Annotated in this window: 18 protein-coding genes; 4 read left to right on the top strand and 14 right to left on the bottom strand. The window is 70.0% G+C overall.

The window, feature by feature from the left end; genetic code table 11:
• Positions 1–6: 6 nt before the first annotated feature.
• From E6R60_RS35355 to E6R60_RS35315, 8 genes are all read right to left on the bottom strand, one after another.
• Complete coding sequence (locus E6R60_RS35355) at positions 7–1353, bottom strand: dicarboxylate/amino acid:cation symporter (RefSeq protein WP_136330828.1); 1347 nt, start codon at positions 1351–1353, stop codon at positions 7–9.
• A 421-nt stretch (positions 1354–1774) separates the two neighbouring features.
• On the bottom strand, positions 1775–2029 hold the full coding sequence (locus E6R60_RS35350) for a DUF4229 domain-containing protein (protein ID WP_136330827.1): 255 nt from the start codon (positions 2027–2029) through the stop codon (positions 1775–1777).
• Positions 2030–2181: 152 nt separating this feature from the next.
• The gene (locus tag E6R60_RS35345; protein WP_206309604.1) at positions 2182–2706 is read right to left on the bottom strand and encodes a GNAT family N-acetyltransferase; all 525 of its coding nucleotides are present in this window, start codon (positions 2704–2706) and stop codon (positions 2182–2184) included.
• Between the two features lie 144 nt (positions 2707–2850).
• Entirely contained in the window at positions 2851–4014 is a 1164-nt protein-coding gene (gene mqnE, locus E6R60_RS35340; RefSeq protein ID WP_136330831.1) for an aminofutalosine synthase MqnE, read from the bottom strand.
• 371 nt (positions 4015–4385) lie between these two features.
• The gene (locus tag E6R60_RS35330) at positions 4386–4841 is read right to left on the bottom strand and encodes an Lrp/AsnC family transcriptional regulator (protein ID WP_136330825.1); all 456 of its coding nucleotides are present in this window, start codon (positions 4839–4841) and stop codon (positions 4386–4388) included.
• Between the two features lie 95 nt (positions 4842–4936).
• Positions 4937–5602 carry a UbiX family flavin prenyltransferase gene (locus E6R60_RS35325; RefSeq protein WP_136330830.1) on the bottom strand — a complete coding sequence of 222 codons (666 nt, stop codon included), beginning with the start codon at positions 5600–5602 and terminating at the stop codon, positions 4937–4939.
• Between the two features lie 162 nt (positions 5603–5764).
• Entirely contained in the window at positions 5765–6682 is a 918-nt protein-coding gene (mqnP, locus tag E6R60_RS35320; RefSeq protein ID WP_136330824.1) for a menaquinone biosynthesis prenyltransferase MqnP, read from the bottom strand.
• Positions 6679–8136: a menaquinone biosynthesis decarboxylase gene (locus E6R60_RS35315; RefSeq protein ID WP_136330823.1), complete on the bottom strand. Its 1458-nt coding sequence runs from the start codon at positions 8134–8136 to the stop codon at positions 6679–6681. The genes mqnP and E6R60_RS35315 overlap by 4 nt, the downstream gene beginning before the upstream one ends.
• Positions 8137–8225: 89 nt before the next feature.
• Here E6R60_RS35315 and E6R60_RS35310 point away from each other — a divergent pair, with 89 nt between their 5' ends.
• Positions 8226–8624, top strand: coding sequence for a PLD nuclease N-terminal domain-containing protein (locus E6R60_RS35310; RefSeq protein WP_136330822.1), 399 nt, complete (start codon positions 8226–8228; stop codon positions 8622–8624).
• Positions 8625–8654: 30 nt separating this feature from the next.
• Here E6R60_RS35310 and E6R60_RS35305 read toward each other — a convergent pair whose 3' ends face one another.
• A complete protein-coding gene (locus E6R60_RS35305; RefSeq protein ID WP_136330821.1) occupies positions 8655–9119 on the bottom strand; it encodes a MarR family transcriptional regulator in 465 nt (154 codons plus the stop codon).
• 167 nt (positions 9120–9286) lie between these two features.
• Here E6R60_RS35305 and E6R60_RS35300 point away from each other — a divergent pair, with 167 nt between their 5' ends.
• The 3 genes from E6R60_RS35300 (at position 9287) to E6R60_RS35290 (ending at position 15120) form a co-directional block, all read left to right on the top strand.
• Entirely contained in the window at positions 9287–11293 is a 2007-nt protein-coding gene (locus tag E6R60_RS35300; protein WP_136330820.1) for an aldehyde dehydrogenase family protein, read from the top strand.
• Between the two features lie 163 nt (positions 11294–11456).
• On the top strand, positions 11457–13565 hold the full coding sequence (locus E6R60_RS35295; protein WP_136330819.1) for a hypothetical protein: 2109 nt from the start codon (positions 11457–11459) through the stop codon (positions 13563–13565).
• Entirely contained in the window at positions 13558–15120 is a 1563-nt protein-coding gene (locus E6R60_RS35290) for a hypothetical protein (protein WP_136330818.1), read from the top strand. The genes E6R60_RS35295 and E6R60_RS35290 overlap by 8 nt, the downstream gene beginning before the upstream one ends.
• A 66-nt stretch (positions 15121–15186) precedes the next feature.
• Here E6R60_RS35290 and ccsB read toward each other — a convergent pair whose 3' ends face one another.
• The 5 genes from ccsB to E6R60_RS35265 form a co-directional block, all read right to left on the bottom strand.
• Entirely contained in the window at positions 15187–16266 is a 1080-nt protein-coding gene (gene ccsB, locus E6R60_RS35285) for a c-type cytochrome biogenesis protein CcsB (RefSeq protein WP_136330817.1), read from the bottom strand.
• Positions 16263–18050: a cytochrome c biogenesis protein ResB gene (locus E6R60_RS35280; RefSeq protein WP_136330816.1), complete on the bottom strand. Its 1788-nt coding sequence runs from the start codon at positions 18048–18050 to the stop codon at positions 16263–16265. Before E6R60_RS35280 ends, ccsB begins: the two co-directional genes overlap by 4 nt.
• Positions 18051–18056: 6 nt before the next feature.
• Positions 18057–18818: a cytochrome c biogenesis protein CcdA gene (locus E6R60_RS35275; protein ID WP_136330815.1), complete on the bottom strand. Its 762-nt coding sequence runs from the start codon at positions 18816–18818 to the stop codon at positions 18057–18059.
• 4 nt (positions 18819–18822) lie between these two features.
• On the bottom strand, positions 18823–19431 hold the full coding sequence (locus E6R60_RS35270; protein ID WP_136330814.1) for a TlpA disulfide reductase family protein: 609 nt from the start codon (positions 19429–19431) through the stop codon (positions 18823–18825).
• A 67-nt stretch (positions 19432–19498) separates the two neighbouring features.
• Positions 19499–20761, bottom strand: coding sequence for a hypothetical protein (locus E6R60_RS35265; RefSeq protein WP_136330813.1), 1263 nt, complete (start codon positions 20759–20761; stop codon positions 19499–19501).
• Between the last annotated feature and the right edge of the window lie 152 nt (positions 20762–20913).

Raw genomic sequence — 20913 nt, 5'->3', positions numbered from 1 at the left:
GCGCGGTTACGCGGCGACCGGCACGCGCTCCGGCTCGGCGTCCCGCACCTCGGCGTCGTCGACCGGGGAGGCCGAGGCCGAGTTGTAGGCGTCGTGGTCGAGGATCTTCTCGCGGGCCGAGACGAGCACCGGGATCAGAGCCTGGCCCGCCACGTTCGTCGCCGTCCTCATCATGTCGAGGATCGGGTCGATGGCCATCAGCAGGCCGACACCCTCCAGCGGGAGGCCCAGCGTCGACAGGGTGAGGGTCAGCATGACCGTGGCGCCGGTCAGACCGGCGGTGGCCGCCGAGCCGATCACCGAGACGAACGCGATGAGGATGTAGTCACCGACACCCAGCTGCACGTCGAAGATCTGCGCGATGAAGATCGCGGCGAGCGCCGGGTAGATCGCGGCGCAGCCGTCCATCTTGGTCGTCGCACCGAACGGGACCGCGAAGGAGGCGTACTCCTTCGGGACGCCGAGGCGCTCGGTGACCTTCTGGGTGACCGGCATCGTGCCGACCGAGGAGCGGGAGACGAAGGCGAGCTGGATCGCGGGCCAGGCGCCCTTGAAGAACTGGAGCGGGCTGACCTTGGCGACGGTGGCGAGCAGCAGCGGGTAGACGCCGAACATCACCAGGGCGCAGCCGATGTACACGTCGGCGGTGAACGTCGCGTACTTGCCGATCAGGTCCCAGCCGTAGTCGGCGATGGCGTAGCCGATGAGGCCGACGGTGCCGAGGGGGGCGAGGCGGATGACCCACCACAGGGCCTTCTGGAGGAGCTCCAGGATCGACTCGCTGAGGGTGAGGATCGGCTGGGCCTTCTCACCGAGCTGCAGGGCGGCGATGCCGGCGACGGCGGCCATGAAGACGATCTGGAGGACGTTCAGCTCGGTGAACGGCGTGATCACGTTCTCCGGGATGATGCCGGTCAGGAAGTCGAGCCAGGAGCCGGAGTGCTCCGGGAGCTTGCCGTCCTTCGGGGTGAGGCCGGTGCCGGAGCCCGGGTTGGTGATCAGGCCGATCGCGAGGCCGATGGCGACCGCGATGAGCGAGGTGATCATGAACCAGAGCAGGGTGCGGGTGGCCAGCCTGGCGGCGTTGTTGACCTTGCGCAGGTTGGTGATCGACACCAGGATCGCGAAGAAGACGAGGGGCGCGACGGCCAGCTTCAGCAGCTGGACGAAGATGTGGCCGACCTTGTCGAGCGTGGTGTAGAGCCAGCTGACGTCCTGGCTGCGGGCGAGCCAGCCGAGCAGGACGCCGAGGACGAGGCCGGCGACGATCTGGGCCCAGAAGGGCACCTTCGGTATGCGGAAACCGGAGCCGGAGGGCTTACCGGTGGTGGCGGACGCGGGGTTCGCGGACACGGACACACTCCAGATGAACGCATCGGGACGCACGGGGACGGTGCGGGGGGACGGGGGTGCGGCGCCCGCGTGGGCGCGCCGCTGCATGGTGCCGGTATCGGTCTCAGACGTTGCGGCAACAGACCGCGGACATACAGCGGCAGAGATCGACGTGAAGGCGCTCCACGAGCGGGACGCTCGTGGCGGGTCGGAGGCGCACAACAGTCTTCATGTCGAACACGTTAACACTTGAACTTTGAGAACCTCAAAGGTCTTCTTTGGGGCCCGGGAGCGGTGGGCGGCCCCCGTTCCGCGCCCAACTCGGCTCCGGGAACGCGAAAACCCCAGTACGGGAGCGCGCGCTCCGGTGCCGGGGTTTCGAAAAGAAAGGTGACGACTGTGAGGAAGCTTACAAGTTCCTTACCGAGCCCTCACTCCCTCACTACTGGGTGACGCTGTCCTCGCGCGTGCGGTTCGCCTCGAGGCGGGCCTTGGCGCGGTCGACCGAGGACACGATCTGCTCGGACATCTCGTCGCGCTGCTTGCGCAGGAGGACGTAGCTGAGCGGCGCGGAGAGCACCAGCGCGAGCAGGACGACCCAGATGACGTTGGACCCTCCGGCGCCGGAGGGGATGATCCCGAAGTTGACCGCGACGGCGGCGACGACGAGGCAGCCGACGAAGATGCTGAGACGCATCGCGGTGTACCGGATGGTTGCGCTCGGCTTGGCAGCGGACACAGCTGGCCTTCTCTCTACGTACGACAGTCCTGCCCGACCAGTGAAGCATGCCCCACAATCGATCAGTTCGGAGGGCTGCGGAAACCGCGCGCCCGGCCCGCCGGACGCGCTCAGCCGAGCGGCAGCAGCATGATGACGTCGTCGCGGTCGTCGCCCTCGGTCACTCGTATCGCTCCCGGGACCCGACCGACCTCCTTGTAACCGCAGGCGCTGTAGAAGCGGTCGGCGCCCGTGCCGCCGCGGCAGGTGAGCCGGATCGCCTCGATGCCCTCGATGGTGCGCGCGGCGTCGGCGGCGGCGGCCATCAGGTCGCGGCCGTAGCCGCGGCCCTGGTGGCGGGGGTGGACCATCACGGTGTAGGCCCAGAGCCAGTGCGCCATCAGGCGGTGCGTGTTGCGGGTGAGGAAGACCGTGGCGGCGACGGCGCCGTCCTCGTCGTACCCGACGAGCAGCCGGGTCCGGCCCTCCTCCATGGCGACGAGGTGCTTGACCAGCTCGGGCCGCACGTCCTCGGCCGTCACGGGCGGAACGAACCCCACCGCGCCGCCGGCGTTGGACACATCGGTCCAGAGCGCCGTGATGCCGTCCCGGACGGACCGGTCGAACGGAGGATCCAGCTCAAACGTAAGTGCCATGGGCGCAGATTAACCATTACTCGCTGTCGGCTCAACCACGGTCCGGAACGCGAGAAAGCTCCGGCCGGGGACGGCGGCCGGAGCTTTCGTACGGCGCTGCACGCACTGCCGCGCGTCACCGCGCGAACTGCGTCGCCCGGCGCGTCAGACCCGCATCGGCTGCGGCGACTCGCGCCGCCCGGCGTCGGGGCCCGGGTACTCGCGGATGATCTCGTACCGGGTGTTGCGCTCCACGGGCCGGAAGCCCGCGTCGCGGATCAGGTCCAGCAGATCGTCACGGCCGAGCTTGTTCGGCGTGCCGTAGTTGTCCGCGTCGTGCGTGATCTTGTACTCGACGACCGAGCCGTCCATGTCGTCCGCGCCGTGCTGGAGCGCCAGCTGGGCGGTCTGCACGCCGTGCATCACCCAGAAGACCTTGACGTGCGGGACGTTGTCGAACAGCAGCCGGGAGACGGCGAAGGTCTTCAGCGCCTCCGCGCCGGTCGCCATCGTCGTCCTGGCCTGGAGCTTGTTGCGGACCTTGCCGTCCTTCATGTCCACGAAGTCGTGCTGGTAACGCAGCGGGATGAAGACCTGGAAGCCGCCGGTCTCGTCCTGCAGTTCACGCAGCCGCAGCACGTGGTCGACCCGGTGACGGGGCTCCTCGATGTGCCCGTACAGCATCGTCGCCGGGGTCTTGAGACCCTTCTCGTGCGCGAGCCGGTGGATGCGCGACCAGTCCTCCCAGTGGGTGGCGTGGTCGACGATGTGCTGGCGGACCTCCCAGTCGAAGATCTCCGCACCGCCGCCGGTCAGCGACTCCAGACCGGCCTCGATGAGCTCGTCGAGGATCTCGGAGGCCGACAGCCCGGAGATGGTCTCGAAGTGGTGGATCTCGGTGGCGGTGAACGCCTTGAGGGAGACCTGCGGCAGCGCTTCCTTCAGCGCGCTCAGCGAGCGCGGGTAGTAGCGCCACGGCAGGGTGGGGTGCAGCCCGTTGACGATGTGCAGCTCGGTGAGGCTCTCGCCCTCCATCGCCTTCGCGAGGCGGACGGCCTCCTCGATGCGCATCGTGTACGCGTCCTTCTCCCCCGGCTTGCGCTGGAAGGAGCAGTACGCGCACGAGGCGGTGCACACGTTGGTCATGTTGAGGTGACGGTTGACGTTGAAGTGGACGACGTCGCCGTTCTTACGCGTACGCACCTCATGGGCCAGCCCGCCGAGCCAGGCCAGGTCGTCGGACTCATAGAGCGCGATCCCGTCCTCGCGGGTCAGCCGCTCACCGTCCCGGACCTTCTGCTCCAGCTCGCGCTTGAGTCCCGCGTCCACTAGGGCGCCTCCCATTTCTCTCCGTAACAGACTCAGATCACCGTACGCCTAAGGGCTGTCCTGCAATTCCCGGGGGATCAGCGCACGGCGTCGGATGCGGTGCATCGCAAGGCGGAGAGACGCCCGCATACGGGGTGTATTCGGGCGTTTCGGCAACACGGCGGGGTGCCGTGGCTGCCGTCGCGCGCCCGCCAGGGAGTGCGGGACGGTCCTAGGGCGTGTTTCGAAAGTAGCGCCGTCCGCCCGGAGGGCGGGCTCGGCGGCGTCTGGTGCGTGCGATCGCAAGGCGTGGAAATGGTCTCGTAGCGGAGCTACTAGGGCATTTCCACAACGCGGCGAGCGTGCGTGCCAGACGCCGCGGGGCAATACACCTAGCTCTCCTCGGGAAGGTCTCCGACCCGGTTCTCCCACTTGGTGGAGAGCACGATGGTCGTGCGCGTCCGCGAAACTCCCTTGGTACCGCTGAGGCGGCGGATGGTCTTCTCCAGGCCGTCCACGTCACCGACCCGGACCTTGAGCATGTACGAGTCGTCGCCCGCGATGAACCAGGCGTCCTCGATCTCGGCGAGGTCCTTCAGCCTGCGGGCCACGTCCTCGTGGTCGGCGGCGTCCGAGAGCGAGATGCCGATCAGGGCCGTGACCCCGAGACCGAGGGAGGCCGCGTCGACGGTGGCGCGGTAACCGGTGATGACACCGGCGGTCTCCAGCCGGTTGATGCGGTCGGTGACGCTGGGGCCGGAGAGCCCGACGAGCCGCCCCAGCTCGGCGTACGAGGCCCTGCCGTTCTCCCTGAGGGCCTGAATGAGCTGCCTGTCCACCGCGTCCATATGACTGAAACCTTCCATTGTTCAGCAGTATCGCGAGTCTACGTGTTGAATCCAAGGTATGCAGCCGTCATGGCCTGCAATTCCATTAGCTGAGATCAGTCGCGGGAGCCGCCACCGAGTTCGCCCTCCCAGCGGCGGTACAGCTGATGCGGAACCCCCGCCGCGTCCAGCACCCGCCCCGCGACGAAATCCACCAGGTCCTGGATGTGCGTGGCCCCCGCATAGAACGCCGGGGAGGCGGGCAGCACGACGGCGCCGGCCTCGTCCAGGGCCACCATGTGCTTCAGCGTCTGACCGCTCAAGGGCGTCTCGCGCACCGCGACGACCAGCTTCCGCCGCTCCTTGAGCGTCACGCTCGCGGCCCGCTGCAACAGGTCCTTCGAGAGCCCGAGCGCCACTCCGGCCACGCACGCCGTCGACGCGGGCACGATCAGCATCCCCTTCGCGGGATACGACCCCGAGGAAGGCCCCGCCGCCAGGTCGCCCGCCGCCCAGTGCCGCACGCCGGACAGGTCCACGTCGAAGGTGTGCGGCTTCCCGTCCGCGCCGCGCGCCAGCCACCCGGCCAGGTCCTCGCGCCAGTGCGCGTCGCGGAACGCGATACCCGTCTCGTCCAGCAGCGTCAGCCGCGAGGCCCGGCTCACCACCAGATCGACGCTCTCCCCCGCCGCCAGCAGACCGCGCAGCACGGAGGCGGCGAATGGGGTGCCCGAAGCGCCCGAAACCCCGACAATCCAAGGCTTTCGCTGCTGCTGACTCACTGAAGTCCCGGAATCCACACCCCCGAGCCTATCCGGCACCCCGATCACCGGGCGCGTCAGGAGTTCGGCGCCCCCGCGGGTACTCCGGGTCCGTCCGGAGTTCCCCCGCGGCGTCGCGGCGTCCGGCACCGCCGCCTCCGGCGCCGGAGCTCCGGCCCGGACCTACACCGTCAGGCCGCGCACCAGCAGATCCAGCAGCGCACACGCGAACAGCGCTATCCCGATGAACCCGTTGACCTGGAAGAACGCCCGGTTCAGCCGGGAGAGATCGTGCGGCCGCACCACCCGGTGCTCGTACACGAAGGCCACGGCGACGATCACCATGCCGATCCAGTAGAAGACCCCCGCCTCCGCAGCCAGGCCGAACCAGACCAGCAGGCCCGTCGTCACCACGTGGCAGACCCGCGCCCCCCACAGCGCCGCCGGGACGCCGAAGCGCGCCGGGACGGACAGCACCCCGTGAGCGCGGTCCGCCTGCACGTCCTGGCAGGCGAAGATCAGGTCGAAGCCGCCGATCCACACGCCGACGGCCAGGCCCAGGATCACCGCGTCCCACGACCAGCTGCCCGTCACCGCCAGCCAGGCGCCGACCGGGCCCATGGCCTGCGCCAGGCCCAGGATCGCGTGCGGGTAGTGCGTGAACCGCTTGCCGTACGGATAGACGACCATCGGGACCACCGCGACCGGCGCCAGCGCCAGACAGAGCGGGTTCAGCAGGGCCGCGGCCCCCAGGAACACCACGACGGCGACGAGCGCGCCCGTCCACGCCGACTTCACCGACACCGCGCCGGTCACCAGCTCCCGGCCGGCGGTCCGCGGATTGCGCGCGTCGATCTCCCGGTCGATGATCCGGTTCGCGGCCATCGCGAACGTCCGCAGCCCGACCATCGCGACGGTGACCAGCAGCAGCGTGACCCACTGGACCGACCCGCCGTTCAGGAACATCGCGGTCAGGGCGGCGATGTACGCGAAGGGCAGCGCGAAGACCGAGTGCTCGATCATCACGAGCCGCAGGAACGCGCGAACCTTGCCGTTCGGTTGCGCGGGCCCGGAGCCCAGGGTCGCTTCGGCGGCACTCACAGTCCGTATTCCTTCCACCGGCGGTCGACCTTCGCCGCCGTCTCCGGGTCGGACTCGACCATGTCAGGCCAGCCCCCGTCCCGGGTATAGCCCTCCTCGGGCCACTTCTTCGTCGCGTCGATGCCCGCCTTGCCGCCCCAGAACTGCTGGTACGAGGCGTGGTCGAGGTGGTCGACGGGCCCCTCGGCGACGGTGAGGTCGCGGGCGTAGTCGGTGTTGCCGAGCGCCCGCCAGGAGACCTCGTGCAGATCGTGGACATCGCAGTCGGAGTCCACCACGACGATCAGCTTCGTCAGCGACATCATGTGCGCGCCCCAGATCGCGCTCATCACCTTCTGGGCGTGCTTCGGGTACTTCTTGTCGATCGAGACGATCGCGCAGTTGTGGAAGCCACCGGACTCCGGCAGGTGGTAGTCCACGATGTCCGGCACGATGATCTTGAGCAGCGGCAGGAAGAACCGCTCGGTGGCGCGCCCCAGCGGACCGTCCTCGGTCGGCGGCCGGCCGACGACGATGGACTGGAGCAGCGGCCGCTTCCGCATGGTCACGCAGTCGATGGTCAGTGCGGGGAACGGTTCCTGCGGCGTGTAGAAGCCGGTGTGGTCGCCGAACGGCCCCTCGGGGAGCATCTCGCCCGGCTCCAGCCATCCCTCGATGACGACCTCGGCGTGGGCCGGGACCTGGAGCGGCACGGTCTTGCAGTCGACCATCTCGATGCGCTTGCCCTGGATGAACCCGGCGAAGAGGTACTCGTCGATGTCCCCGGGCAGCGGTGCGGTGGAGGCGTACGTGACCGCGGGCGGCGCTCCGAAGGCGATGGCGACGGGCAGCCGCTCACCGCGCTTGGCGGCGACCTGGTAGTGGTTGCGGCTGTCCTTGTGGATCTGCCAGTGCATCCCGATGGTGCGGCGGTCGTGGCGCTGGAGCCGGTAGAGCCCCAGGTTCCGGACACCGGTCTCGGGGTGCTTGGTGTGGGTGAGCCCCAGGTTGAAGAAGGAGCCGCCGTCCTTGGGCCAGGTGAACAGCGCGGGCAGCCGGTCGAGGTCCACGTCGTCGCCGGTGAGGACGACCTCCTGGACGGGGGCGTTCTCGGACTTCACCTTCTTCGGCGGTACGTGCACCATCGTGCCGAGCTTGCCGAAGGCCTCCCGCACGCCGACGAAACCGTGCGGCAGCTCGGGCTTGAGCAGTCCGCCGATCTTGTCGCTGATGTCGGCGTAGGACTTCAGCCCGAGCGCCTTGAGGAGGCGCTTGTCGGTGCCGAAGACGTTCATGGCCAGGGGCATCGAGGAGCCCTTGACGTTCTCGAAGAGCAGCGCGGGCCCGCCGGCCTTGTTCACCCGGTCGACGATCTCACCGACCTCCAGATACGGGTCGACCTCGGCCTTGATGCGCTTGAGCTCGCCCTCGCGCTCCAGAGCCCGGAGGAGGGATCGAAGATCGTCGTAAGCCATGCGGTCCAGTATCGGCCACCCGCTACCCTGGGCCCGTCACCGGGGCGGGGCATTGCCCCGCCAACTCTCCGCGGGGGGATCTCTCCACCATGTTCCGGGCTCTGATCTATCTCCTGCCTCTGGCGCTGACGATCTACGCGTTCATCGACTGCCTGAACACCCCGGAGGACGAGGCCAAGCACCTGCCGAAGGTCGCCTGGGTCTTCATCATCCTGCTGTTCTGGATCGTCGGCCCGATCGTGTGGCTGGCCGCGGGCAAGCTGCGCGAGGCGCCCGCCGGAGGCCGTACGCCGTCCGAGTGGCACCGCAACCACCGGCAGCAGTGGGTGGCGCCGGACGACAACCCCGACTTCCTGAAGTCGCTCAAGGACGAGAACGAGAAGGACGAGGCCGTCCTCAAGGACTGGGAGGCCGACCTGCGCCGCCGCGAGGACGAGCTCAAGCGGCGGGAGAACGGGTCGGAGGGAACGCCCCCGCCCGCTTCCTGACCCGGACCCCACCCGAACACCGAGCCCGGATCACGCGTACAGCAGCTGCCCCAGCTTGTCGAGCAGGGGCAGCAGTGCTGTGCGCTCCTCGGCGGTGAGCGCCTCGAGCGCGCCGTGCACGGCGCGCATCTCGGCGCGGATCGTGTGGGCGAGCGCCGTGCCTTCGGGGGTGCGGCTCGCGACCTTGGAGCGGCGGTCGTCGGGGGACGGGGCCCGGCTGACCAGTCCGCGGGTCTCCATGCGGCCGACGAGACCGGTGGCGTTGGACGCGTCGCAGACCAGGTGGGCGGCGAGCGCGCTCATGGGCATGGGCTCGTTGAGTGCGATGAGCGCACGGGCCTGGGAGGTCGACAGACCATGACGGGCGGCGGCGGCGGTGAGGTCGTCGTGGTGGCCGCGCACGACGACGGCCAGGGGCTCCAGGAGATCCTCCGGGGACGGGACGGGTCGATCGTCCGGAGCAGTGGCGGCGCGGGGCGTCGGTTCGGTGGTCATGGTCGGCCATTCTTCGATCGGCATCCGCAGACACTTATTTGACATACTCAACTTTTGACAGTTACATGAACTGTATTGCTTGAGCATATCAAGCTCTGTGGCGGTCTCGCGCTTCGCGCCCCCGCACCTCACACCCCCGCATCCCGCCGCTCGCAGGGAGTACCCCCATGCCCTCCGTACTGTTCGTGATCACCGGCGCCGACCGCTGGACCCTCAACGACGGCACCACCCACCCCACCGGGTTCTGGGCCGAGGAGCTGGCCGCTCCGCACCGGGTCTTCACCGAGGCCGGCTACGCCATCACCCTCGCCACCCCGGGCGGTGTGACCCCCACCGTCGACGCGGGCAGCCTGACGGCCGCCGCCAACGGCGGACAGGAGCAGGCCGACGCCGTCGCCGCGTACCTCGACGCGATCGGCCCCGAGCTCCGCAGCCCGGCCCGGCTCGAGGACATCCACCCCGGCCGCTACGACGCCGTCTTCTACCCCGGCGGCCACGGCCCCATGGAGGACCTGGCCGTGAGCGAGCTCTCCGGGCGGCTGCTGGCCACCGCGCTCCGCTCCGGTACGCACCTCGGCGTGCTGTGCCACGCGCCGGCCGCCCTGCTCGCCGCCCGGAGCGAGGACGGGTCCTGGCCCTTCGCCGGCTACCGCATGACCGGATTCAGCAACGCCGAGGAGTCCATCGGCGGCCTCGCCGGCAAGGCGCCCTGGCTGCTGGAGGACCGGCTGGTCGAGCTGGGCGCCGACTACACGGCCGCCGCCCCCTTCACCCCGCACACCGTCACCGACCGCACCCTGCACACCGGCCAGAATCCGGCCTCCTCCGAGCAGCTGGCCCGCGAGATCGTCGCCGCGCTCGCCCCCGCCGAGTCCCCGGCCGAGACGGTCGACCGCCTCCGCGCCACCTTCCGTACCGGGCGCACCAAGAGCCTCGACTGGCGTACGGACCAGCTCCGGCGGCTGCGCGCGCTGCTCACCGAGCGCGGTGACGACCTCGCCCACGCGCTCAACGCCGATCTCGGCAAGAGCCGCAAGGAGGCGTACCGCACCGAGATCGACTTCACGATCCGCGAGATCGACCACACGCTGGTGCACCTGGCCGACTGGCTGCGACCCGAGCCCGCGCCCGTACCGGCGTCGCTGGGCGGGGCGAAGGCGCTCACCGTGCAGGACCCGCTCGGCGTCGTCCTGGTCATCGCGCCCTGGAACTACCCGGCGCAGCTGCTGCTCGCCCCGGTCGTCGGCGCCCTGGCCGGGGGCAACACCGTGGTGGTGAAGCCGAGCGAGATGGCGCCCGCGACCTCTGCCGCCGTCGCGCGGCTCCTGCCGCGCTATCTGGACACGGACGCGGTCGCCGTCGTGGAGGGGGCGGTCCCCGAGACCACGGCGCTGCTCGCGGAGCGGTTCGACCACATCTTCTACACCGGCAACGGCACGGTGGGCCGGATCGTGATGGCCGCCGCGGCGAAGCACCTCACGCCGGTGACGCTCGAACTGGGCGGCAAGTCACCGGTGTTCGTGGACCGGGACACCGATCTGAAGGCGGTCGCGGGCCGGCTGGCGGCCGGCAAGTTCCTGAACGCGGGCCAGACGTGCGTCGCCCCCGACTACGTCCTCACCGACCCGGAGACCGGAGCCGCCCTCGCGGACGCCCTCGCGGAGGCGGTCGAGGGGCTGTTCGGAGCGGACGCCTCGACGCACCCGGAGTACGGGCGGATCGTGAACCGGCGCCACTTCGACCGGCTGACGGGGCTGCTCGGCTCCGGCCGCACGGTGACCGGCGGGACGTACGACCGGGACAGCAAGTACATCGCCCCGACCGTGCTGGCCGACGTGGCGCCGGACGCGCCCGTGATGCGGGAGGAGATCTTCGGGCCGGTGCTCCCGATCGTGACGGTCGGCGGTCTGGACGAGGCGATCGCGTTCATCAACGACCGCGACAAGCCGCTGGCCCTGTACGCGTTCACCGATTCCGACGCCGTACGTGAGCGGCTGATCGGCGAGACCTCGTCGGGTGCGGTCGGCATCGGACTGCCGCTGGCCCATCTCACCGTCTCCGACCTGCCGTTCGGCGGGGTCGGCGAGAGCGGGATGGGCAGTTACCACGGCCGGTACTCGCTGGAGACGTTCAGTCACCGCAAGGCGGTGCTGGACACCCCGATGCCCTCCTGAGCCCGGCCGGCGGGAGCGGGGGCCTCACCGACGCCTGAGGCCCCTGCCCCGCCGGGTCCCGCGCGCCGATCGTTCGAAAATCTTGACCTTCGCCCAACATGCGCCCGATATCCTGATGTTGACGGTGTGACAGACCGGGGTGGGCGGCGGCGCTGGGGGTGCTGTGGAGCGAGAGCTGTACGGGCGCGAGGCGATTTTCGGTGACGACGGACTTGCGGCGCGGCTGACCGGTCTCACTCCCCACGGTGCCCGTCGGGTCACGTGCGAGCACGGTGACGACCCGCCCGTCGCGGTGCTGACCGGCGGGCGCGGCATGGGCAAGACGGCCGCGCTCAAGCAACTGCGCAGCCTGTACCGCGAGATCACCCCGGTCGCCCTGGTGGACTGCGAGGCCGTGCTGCCGCCCGCGGATCCGGGCCCCGGCTGGACGCCGGTGACCGGGGTCCTGCCGGAGCTCGCCACCCAGCTCACGGCGCGGGTGCACGCGGCCCGTCCGGTGCAGTTCCCCCGTCTGAGCCTCGGGCTGGTGGCGGTGGCCTCGGTCTCCTGGCGACGGGAGGACGAGTCGCGGGCGCAGCGGGATCTGCAGTCGCTCGGGCCGGTGCTGGCGACGCTCGACACCCGGGGCGACGCCGCGACGGGGTGGGTCACCAAGGTGCTGACGAAGCTGGCCGCCGGCGCGTTCGACTCGGTGGCGCCGATGGCCGGGATGGTGGCCGAGGCGACCGTGGAGACGGTGCTGGAGGAGACGTTCAGCCGCTTCCAGCGGCGTTCGGCGGACTGGTACGGCACGTATCCGCAGGCGGGCGGCAACGGGCGCGTCGGGCTGCGCCAGCTCGCGGTCGACTTCGAGCGGGGCGGTGATCTGCGCCGGCGTGCCGAGGACCATCTGGTGCTGGCCCTGGTCGCGGACCTGGTGCGGGCCTACCGCGGCATGGCGCGCGGCGCCCGGCGGGGCCGCCCGGTCCTGCTCCTCGACAACGCGCACACCGCGCTGGGCCGGCAGCTGGTCGAGCCGCTGCTGCGGCAGCGCGCGAGCGGGGCACGGGACCAGATCGCGGTGTTCGCGTCCTCGCGCGTCCGTGACCACGCGGGCCTGAGCCACGCGGTGCGCCGGCGGCTGCCCGAGGTGGCGCACGCCTCGCACTGGGTCCGGGGCACGGAGGTGACGTCCGGCATCCTGGCCGTCGGCCTGACCCCGCTGGACGCCGGCCATGTGCGCGCCGCGCTCGACCGGCACGACCCGCACGGCCGGACCCCCGCCGGGCTGGCGCGCGGGGTGCACCGGCTGACGGGCGGGCGGCCGCTGGGGGTGGCCCGGCTGGCGCAGGCGGCGGGCGAGTCGCCGGACCCGGGCGCTCTGGTGCCGGGGGCGCTGCTCGACGGCACGGTGGAGCTGCGGGAGGACCGGCCGCCGGTGCGGGTGGCCGACGAGCTGCTGGAGCGGCTGCTGCCGGGGCAGCGCCCGGACGTGCTGAGCGTGCTCGCCGCCGCGCACGGCGAGGTCTCGGCGCGGCTGCTGGCGACGACCCGGCTGCGCGGGGAGTCGCTGGACGGTGATGTGGCGCTGCGGGTGCGGGACGCGCTGCGGTCGGAGGACTGGGCGGTGGGACCGGAGCACTTCGTGGCCGATCCGCTGCTGCGCGCGCTGCTGCTGCACCGGTTGCGGTTCCAGGACGACGATCCGCCGTACTACGCGGTGTGGCGTGCGGTGCACGAGACGCTGCGGTCGGCGTACGCCGCCGGCGGCAGCTGTCCGAGCGAACCGCACCGGCTGCACCAGGAGCTGGTGCTGGGCGCGGCGGAGGACTGCGTGACGCATCTGCGGGTCCAGTTCGCCCGGCCCGACGTGCTGGGCTGGCTCGACGCGCTGCGGTTCATCGCCTCGGCGCCCTGCCCCCGCCCGCCGGGCCGTACCGGCCCCGATCCGCGGCGGGCCGTCGCGCTGGGGCGGGCGGCCGCGTCCGACGAGGAGCGGGCGGCGCTCGCCGGCCTCGACGAGCGGGCTGCCGAGCTCCAGTTGCAGCTGCGGCGGTTGCTGCACGCCGTGTGGCTGCTGTCCGATCCGCTGGCCCTGCCCGACGAAGAGGTGATCGACAAGATGGCGCACGAGCTGCGGCAGTTGTCCGGCAGGCATCCGACGGGGCACGCGGTGCTCTGGGACGCGGCGACGCACTGGCCGCGCGACCTGCGGGAATGGCGGGCCCTGTCCATGCCGCCGGGGGCGCCGGCCGGACCGCACGGTCCGGGGGACGGTGGTCCGGATGCGTAACCCGCTGCGGTACCGCCTGTGGTGGACCACCCGGCAGAAGATCATCACGTCCCTCGTGGTGGGCGCCCTGCTCATCACGTCCGGCTGGTACGGGGTGGACCGTCTGACCGCGCCCGAGGACCGTTCCTGCGCGGCGGGGGTGGCCCGGCCGCAGGGCAGTTCGGAATGCGTCGGGGTGTCCGGGACCGGGTACGACTTCGGGCAGTCGCAGCTGACCCGGGTCGCCTCCGCGATCGGCCGGGAGAACGCCTCGCTGAAGCCGGGGCGGTACGCCACCGTGGCGTTGCTGCTGCCGCTGACGTCGACCGACGCGTCGATGCGCCGGAAGGTGCTGCGCGAACTCCAGGGGGCGTTCGCCGCGCAGTACCGGGCGAACCACCACGCGAACGGGCAGGTTCCGCAGATCCGGGTGGTGCTCGCCAACACCGGGAACAACAGCCTGCTCTGGCGTCCGGTGGTGGACCGGCTGCTGACGATGACGGGGGCCCCGGACCGGTTGCGCGCGGTGTCGGGCGTCGCGATCAGCAGTACGCAGGCCAAGGAGGCGGTGAAGGAGCTGACCGGGGCCGGCATCCCGGTCGTGGGCTCCACGATCACCGCCGACGACATCGCCAACGGCGCGGCCGGCGACCCGTTCCCCGGCCTGGCGCGGGTCTCGCCGACCAACCGGGACGAGGCCCGCGCCCTCGCCTCGTTCGGTGAGGTGAAGGCCGACAAGGCGCTGCTGGTGCAGGACACCCGCAGCGGCGACCACTACACGGACACCCTGAAGGCGGCGTTCAGCACCCTGCTCAAGGGGTCGCGGTACCAGGCGGAGCTGTTCACCTCGCGCGCGGATCCGTACGACGAGGGCACCACGGCGAACACCTTCGAGCAGATCACACATCTGATCTGCGACACGGACGCGGACACGGTGTTCTTCGCGGGACGTCATGTCCAGCTGCGCCAGTTCGTCAACGCCCTGGGCGCGCGCGGGTGTCAGGACCGCCGCTTCACGGTGCTCACGGGTGACGAGGGTTCGTACCTGGGCGACGACACGAAGCTCGACCGGAGCGCGCTGCGGCGCAAGGTGACGGTGCGCTACGCCTCGCTGGCGCATCCGGACGCCTGGCCGGCGGTGGCGGCGGGGAAGAAGGCCCCGGCGGGCGGTTCGGCGGGGGACTACCGGGCCTTCGTGGAGCTCCTGGCCGAGGTGGGGCGGAAGCCGGCCGGTCCGATCGGGCCGGCCGCGCACGACGACCTGACCGACGGGCAGCTGATCATCGCCCATGACGCGATGACGCTGGCGGTGGCGGGCATCCGGCGGGCGACCCCGGACGGGAAGCGGCTGCCGAACCTGGAGGACGTGGGCGGGCAGTGGACCCGGGTGAAGGGCTCACTGCGGGTGCGGGGGGCCAGCGGCTGGATCTGCCTGGACAACCACGGCAACCCGTACAACAAGGCCGTGCCGGTGGTGGAGCTGGCTCCGGACCCGCCGCATCAGCGGTTCGCGGCGCTGGCCTGGCCGGAGGGCGCCCCGCCGAAGGAGCAGTGCCTGCCCCCGTCGGCGCCCTGACCGGAGATACGCGAAACGGCTGCCCGCCCCCGCCGGAGCGGGGACGGGCAGCCGTGTCGTACGGGCTCAGACTCCGGCGTAGGAGTGCTTGCCGGTGACGAAGATGTTGACGCCGTAGTAGTTGAAGATCCAGCAGGCGAAGGCGATCAGCGCCAGGTAGGCGGCCTTGCGGCCCTTCCATCCGGCGGTGGCCCGGGCGTGCAGGTAGCAGGCGTACGCCACCCAGGTGATGAAGGACCAGACCTCCTTGGGGTCCCAGCCCCAGTAACGGCCCCAGGCGTCGCCGGCCCAGATCGCGCCCGCGATGATCGTGAACGTCCACAGCGGGAAGACGGCGGCGTTGATCCGGTACGAGAACTTGTCGAGGCTCGACGCGGACGGCATCCGGGAGAGCACGGACTGGGCGAACGCGCCCGGCTCCCGCCCATTGGCGATCTTGCTCTCGTAGCTGTCGCGGAAGAGGTAGATGAGGGTGCCGATGCCGCCGATGAAGAACACGGCGCCGCAGACGATGGCGGTGGAGACGTGGATCCACAGCCAGTACGAGTGCAGTGCGGGCACCAGCTGGTCGCTGGAGGTGTAGAGCACCGTGGTCGCGAGGCCGAGGTCCAGCAGGATGGCGGTGACCAGGATCAGGCCCATCCAGCGGACGTTCTTCTTCAGGGCGAGCAGGACCAGGTACGCGCCGACCGCCACCGTGGAGAACGTGATCGAGAACTCGTACATGTTGCCCCAGGGGGCACGCTGCACGGAAAGGGCGCGGGCGATGACGCCGCCGGCCTGGATGAGGAAGGCGAGCACGGTCATGGAGACCGCGATCCGCCCGTAGAGGTCGCCCTTGAAGGTGCCGCCCGCGGCGCCGGGGCCGTCCGGCACGTCGCGCGTTCCGGCCGCGGACCGGGTGACGATCTTCGGCCGTTCCAGGACGGCGGTGGTGCCGCCCTTCTGCGCGACCTGGACCTTCACCGTGCCGGCGGCGCCCTCGGCGGTCAGCTCGGCGGCCGTGCGGCCGACCTTGCTCCGGGACCCGAAGACCCACTCCGCGATGTGCGCGAAGAAGGCCAGGGTGTAGACGGCCATCGACGAGTAGATCAGCACATTGCTGGTGTGTGCCAGATTCTCGTTGGTTGCGGCGGCGAGATTCACTTCTCAGCCCCTTCGGAAGGCTCTGCGGAGGACGCGGCGGCGACGGGGGCGCCGCCGTCCGGATCGGTGTCGGGGTCGGTGTCTGGGCCGGGCGCCGTGGGCGCCTCGGCGTTGAGCGTGACCGCGAGATCGGCCAGCTCCTCGGGAAGCTTCGCGGACTCGCTGCGGCCGAGCCCCGCCATTTCGACGACGGTGACGCCGTCGTCGCCGCGCACGGCACGGATCCAGACCCGGCGCCGCTGGATGAACAGCGAGCCGGCCAGTCCGGCGATGGCGCCGATGGCCCCGGTGAGCGCCCAGCCGCTGGCGGGCTGCTCGGAGATCTGGAAGCTCGCCCACTCCTGGAGGCCCTCGAAGGTGATGGAGCCGGCGCCGCCGGGCAGCTTCATGGTCTCGCCGACGAGCAGCCGCTGCTTGAGCTGCTCGCCCCGGGAGTCCTTGAACTCCTTCATCTTGGACGTGTTCAGCTGGTACACGTTCTGCGGCAGTCCGGAGTCGACGCCGAGCGAGCCGTGGAATCCGTTGAGCGCGAGCACCGGCATGTCGGCGGCGGGGAACTGCGAGAACATCGTCCCCTTGCCGCTCCCCGCGAAGGTCGGCACGAAGAAGGCCTGGAAGCCCAGCTGCTCCTTCTTCCCGCTCTTGTCGCGGTAGCCGTCCATCACCTTGATCGCACCGGAGGAGGTGACGTTGTTGTCGATCGGCAGCAGCGGCACGGCGGCCTTGTAGACCTCCTTGCCGCGGCCGTCCTTGACGGAGACGACGGGCGCGTAGCCGTGGGCGTTGAGATAGACCTTCGTACCGTCGACGACGAGGGGTTCGTTGACCTTGATGACGCCCTTCTTCGACTTGCCGTACGCGCCCTCGGAGTACGTGATGCGGGCCTCGTAGGTGCGGGGCGTACCGATCTGCGGGCCGCTGCGCTCGTACGTGCCGACGAAGTCGTCGAGGGTGAAGCTGAAGGGGGCGAGCGTGTCCTTGTCGTAGAGCGAGCCGGACTTGAAGTCGTCGTACTGGGTGATCGTGTTGGAGAACCCGTCACCCTCGACGACCAGCTTGCCGCCCTCGGACTTGAAGAGCTGTCCCCAGGCGAAGGCCACCAGCATCACGATGAGCGCGATGTGGAACATCAGGTTCCCGGCCTCGCGCAGATAGCCCTTCTCCGCGGCGACGGCGTCACCTGCCTCATGGGCCCGGTAGCGGCGCTTGCGCATCATGGCGAGCGCGGCCTCGCGGACCTGCTCGGGTTCGGCCTCGGTGCGCCAGGTGGTGTACGCGGGCAGCCGGGTCAGGCGTTTGGGCGCGCCCGGCGGGCGGCTGCGGAGCTGGCCGATGAACGTGCCGGTGCGCGGGACGATGCAGCCGATGAGCGAGATGAACAGCAGGATGTAGATCGCGGAGAACCACACCGAGCTGTAGACGTCGAAGAACTGGAGCTTCTCGTAGATCGGCGAGACGGTGGTGTGGAGTCCCTTGAAGGTCTGCACCTTGAGCTCGTCGACGCTGTTCTGCGGGATCAGCGAGCCGGGGATCGCGCCGAGCGACAGCAGGAACAGCAGGATCAGCGCGACCCGCATGGAGGTGAGCTGACGCCAGAACCAGCGGACCCAGCCGATGACGCCCATGGCGGGAAGACTCGCCAGGGCCTCCTCGCGGGGCGCGGTGGAGAGCTGGGAGCCGGCGGCCCCGAGCTCCCGGGCGGTCTCCCGGTCCTGCTCGGCGCGCACCTCGCGCTCATCGGGGCGCCCGCGCTCCTGGGGAGGGTTGGACTTGGTGTTGCTCATCGGTACTCAGATCCCCACCGTGAAGCCGGTCGACCAGCCCTGCAGTTCCTGCATCATGCTGCTCCACGCGCCGGTCAGCAGGAGCAACCCGGTCACGATCATCATGCCGCCGCCGATGCGCATGACCCAGACGTAGTGGCGCTTGACCCAGGTGAACGCGCCGAGTGCCTTGCGGAAGGCGAGGGCGGCGAGCACGAACGGGATGCCGAGGCCGAGGCAGTAGGCCACGGACAGTATGGCCCCGCGTCCCGCGGTCGCCTCGGTGAAGGCCAGCGCGTTGACGGAGGCGAGTGTCGGCCCGAGGCAGGGGGTCCAGCCGATCCCGAAGAGGGCGCCGAGCAGCGGGGCGCCCACCAGCCCGGTGACCGGCTTCCTGTGGATACGGAACTCACGCTGCGTCATCCACGGCATCAGGCCCATGAAGAAGACGCCCATCAGGATCATCAGCACGCCGAGGACCTTGGAGAGGATCCCGCTGTACTCCTGGAGGGTCTGGCCGAAGTAGCCGAAGAGCGCTCCACCGGAGACGAACACGGCGGTGAAGCCGATCACGAACAGCGAGGCGCCCGCGACGGTTCTGCCGCGCCGGGCGTCGCCGAGATCCGTGCCGCTGACCCCGGTGACGTAACTGAGGTAGCCGGGGACGAGCGGCAGGACGCACGGCGAGAAGAAGGAGACGAGTCCGCCGAGCAGGGCGATGGGCAGAGCGACCAGCAGGGCCCCGCTCAGGACGGTCTCGTTCTGGGTGGCGACGGCGAGGACGGTCACCTGATCACTTCTCCGCGATCAACGGGTCGATCATCTTGTGCAGCTTGGTGGCGTCGAGCGCGGCCAGCGAGCGTGCGGCGATCTTCCCGTCCCGGTCGATGACGAGCGTGGAGGGGATCGTCTGAAGGTTGAGCGTGCCCTTGGGGAAGCGCAGCATGAGCTTGCCCGCCGGGTCGTAGAAGCTGGGGTAGGTGACGTTCCAGTCCTTCTCGAAGCTGAGCGCCGGGCCCCGCTGCGGGTCCCTGGTGTTGATCCCGAGGAACTGGACGCCCTGGCCGGCGGTCTCGTTCGCGACCTTCGCGAAGTGCTTGGCCTCCAGGCGGCAGGGGCCGCACCACGACCCCCACGCGTTCAGGACGACGACCTTGCCCTTGTAGTCGGCGAGGTCGAGCTGCTTGCCGTCCAGGCTCTCACCGTCGAGCTCGGGGGCGTCGGCGCGCTTGCCCTTGGCCACGGTGGAGATCCCGCCACTGCCGGTGACGAAGTGCGTGTCACCGCCGCCACCGGTCTTGCCGTCCGAGCCGCACGCGCTCAGCGTCAGCGCGAGCGCGACGGCCGCCGCGGGGGCGGCGAGCAGGGTGAAGCGGCGTCGGGATGCGCGGCCATAGCTCATGTGAAAAGTTTCGCATGGCGGTTTCGGGGATCTTGGGCACCCCCCTCGGTGCCCGTAAAGCCCGTTGTCAGGCTTGTTTAAAGAACGCGTTCCAGCCACCCGCGGGTGCCTGACCGACCTCCAGCGTACGAAGCTTCGCGAGCACCGCGGGGTCCTGGACGTCGAGCCAGTCGACGAACTGGCGGAAGGAGACGAGGCGCACGTCCGGCTTCCCGGCGATGTGCTTGAGCGCGTCCTCGACGGCGTCCATATAGATGCCGCCGTTCCACTCCTCGAAGTGGTTTCCGATGTAGAACGGCGCGCGGTTCGTCTCGTAGGCGCGCTGGAAACCGTTGATGTACGCCTGGGTGGCCTGGTTGCGCCAGCCCGGATAGCGGGAGGGCATTCCCTTGGTCGAATTCTGGGACTGGTTGGCCAGGATGTTGTAGTCCATGGAGAGGACCTCGAAGCTGTGGCCGGGGAACGGGATGCCCTGGAGCGGCAGGTCCCACACGTCCATGCGCTTGGTGGGCCAGACCTGGGTGCCGCCGGGCGAACTTGCGTCGTAGCGCCAGCCCAGCTTCTTCGCGGTGGGCAGCAGATTGTCCTGTCCGAGCAGACAGGGGGTGCGGCCGCCGACGAGTTCCTTGCGGTAATCGAAGGGCAGCGGATCGAGGTCGGTCCAGCCGGTGTTGGTGCGCCATTCGGTGACGAAGGAGATCGACTGATCGATTTCGCTCTGCCACTGGGAGGCCGACCAGTTGCCCACCGATCCGGAGCCGGCGCAGAAATGCCCGTTGAAGTGCGTCCCGATCTCATGGCCGTCGATCCATGCCTCGCGCACGTTCTTCAGCGTCTCCTTGATGTGACCGTCGGTGAGATATCCGATGTCGGAGGCGCCGATGGGGTTGTTGGGCGGCCGGTAGAGGGATTTCTTCGATTCGGGCAGCAGGTAGATCCCGGAGAGGAAGAAGGTCATCGCGGCATCGTGTTCCCTGGCGAGTTCCAGAAAACGCGGGAACAGTCCGTTGCCGACCTCGCCGGCGCCGTCCCAGGAAAAGATCACGAACTGCGGCGGCGTCTGGCCGGGTTCGAGCGGCACGGGCGCGGCCGGCTGGCGCGGCTGCTTCCCGGTGTCGGCGGTGGAACCGTCGCCGATGGCGCGTACGTTCTTCTTCGCCGGGCCGTGGCCCTTGACCGCACCGTCGGCGCCCTTCTCACCCCTGGCGCCCTTGTCCGGCCCGGTCCCACCCGTACCGGATCCGCCGGAGGAACTGCAGCCCGCCATCCCGACGGCGGCCGCGGCCCCAAGCCCGGCTCCGAGCAAACCCCTTCGGCTGATGTCGCGCATACCGTTCCCATCTGCGGTCGTTTTGCCCTAAGTACATACAAACTGCCAAAGGCTTAGATGGGTGAAGCAACACGGGCGTTCCCCGAATTAGCACACGATTCTTTACGGAACCAGCCTCCAGACGTGCCGCGCACCGGACCGGCCCCGAAGCC

It is taken from the genome of Streptomyces sp. A0642 (assembly GCF_004795105.1).
Lineage (GTDB): Bacteria > Actinomycetota > Actinomycetes > Streptomycetales > Streptomycetaceae > Streptomyces.
Note: the sequence above shows the minus strand (reverse complement) of the source record. Positions and strands in the feature narration are given on the sequence as shown.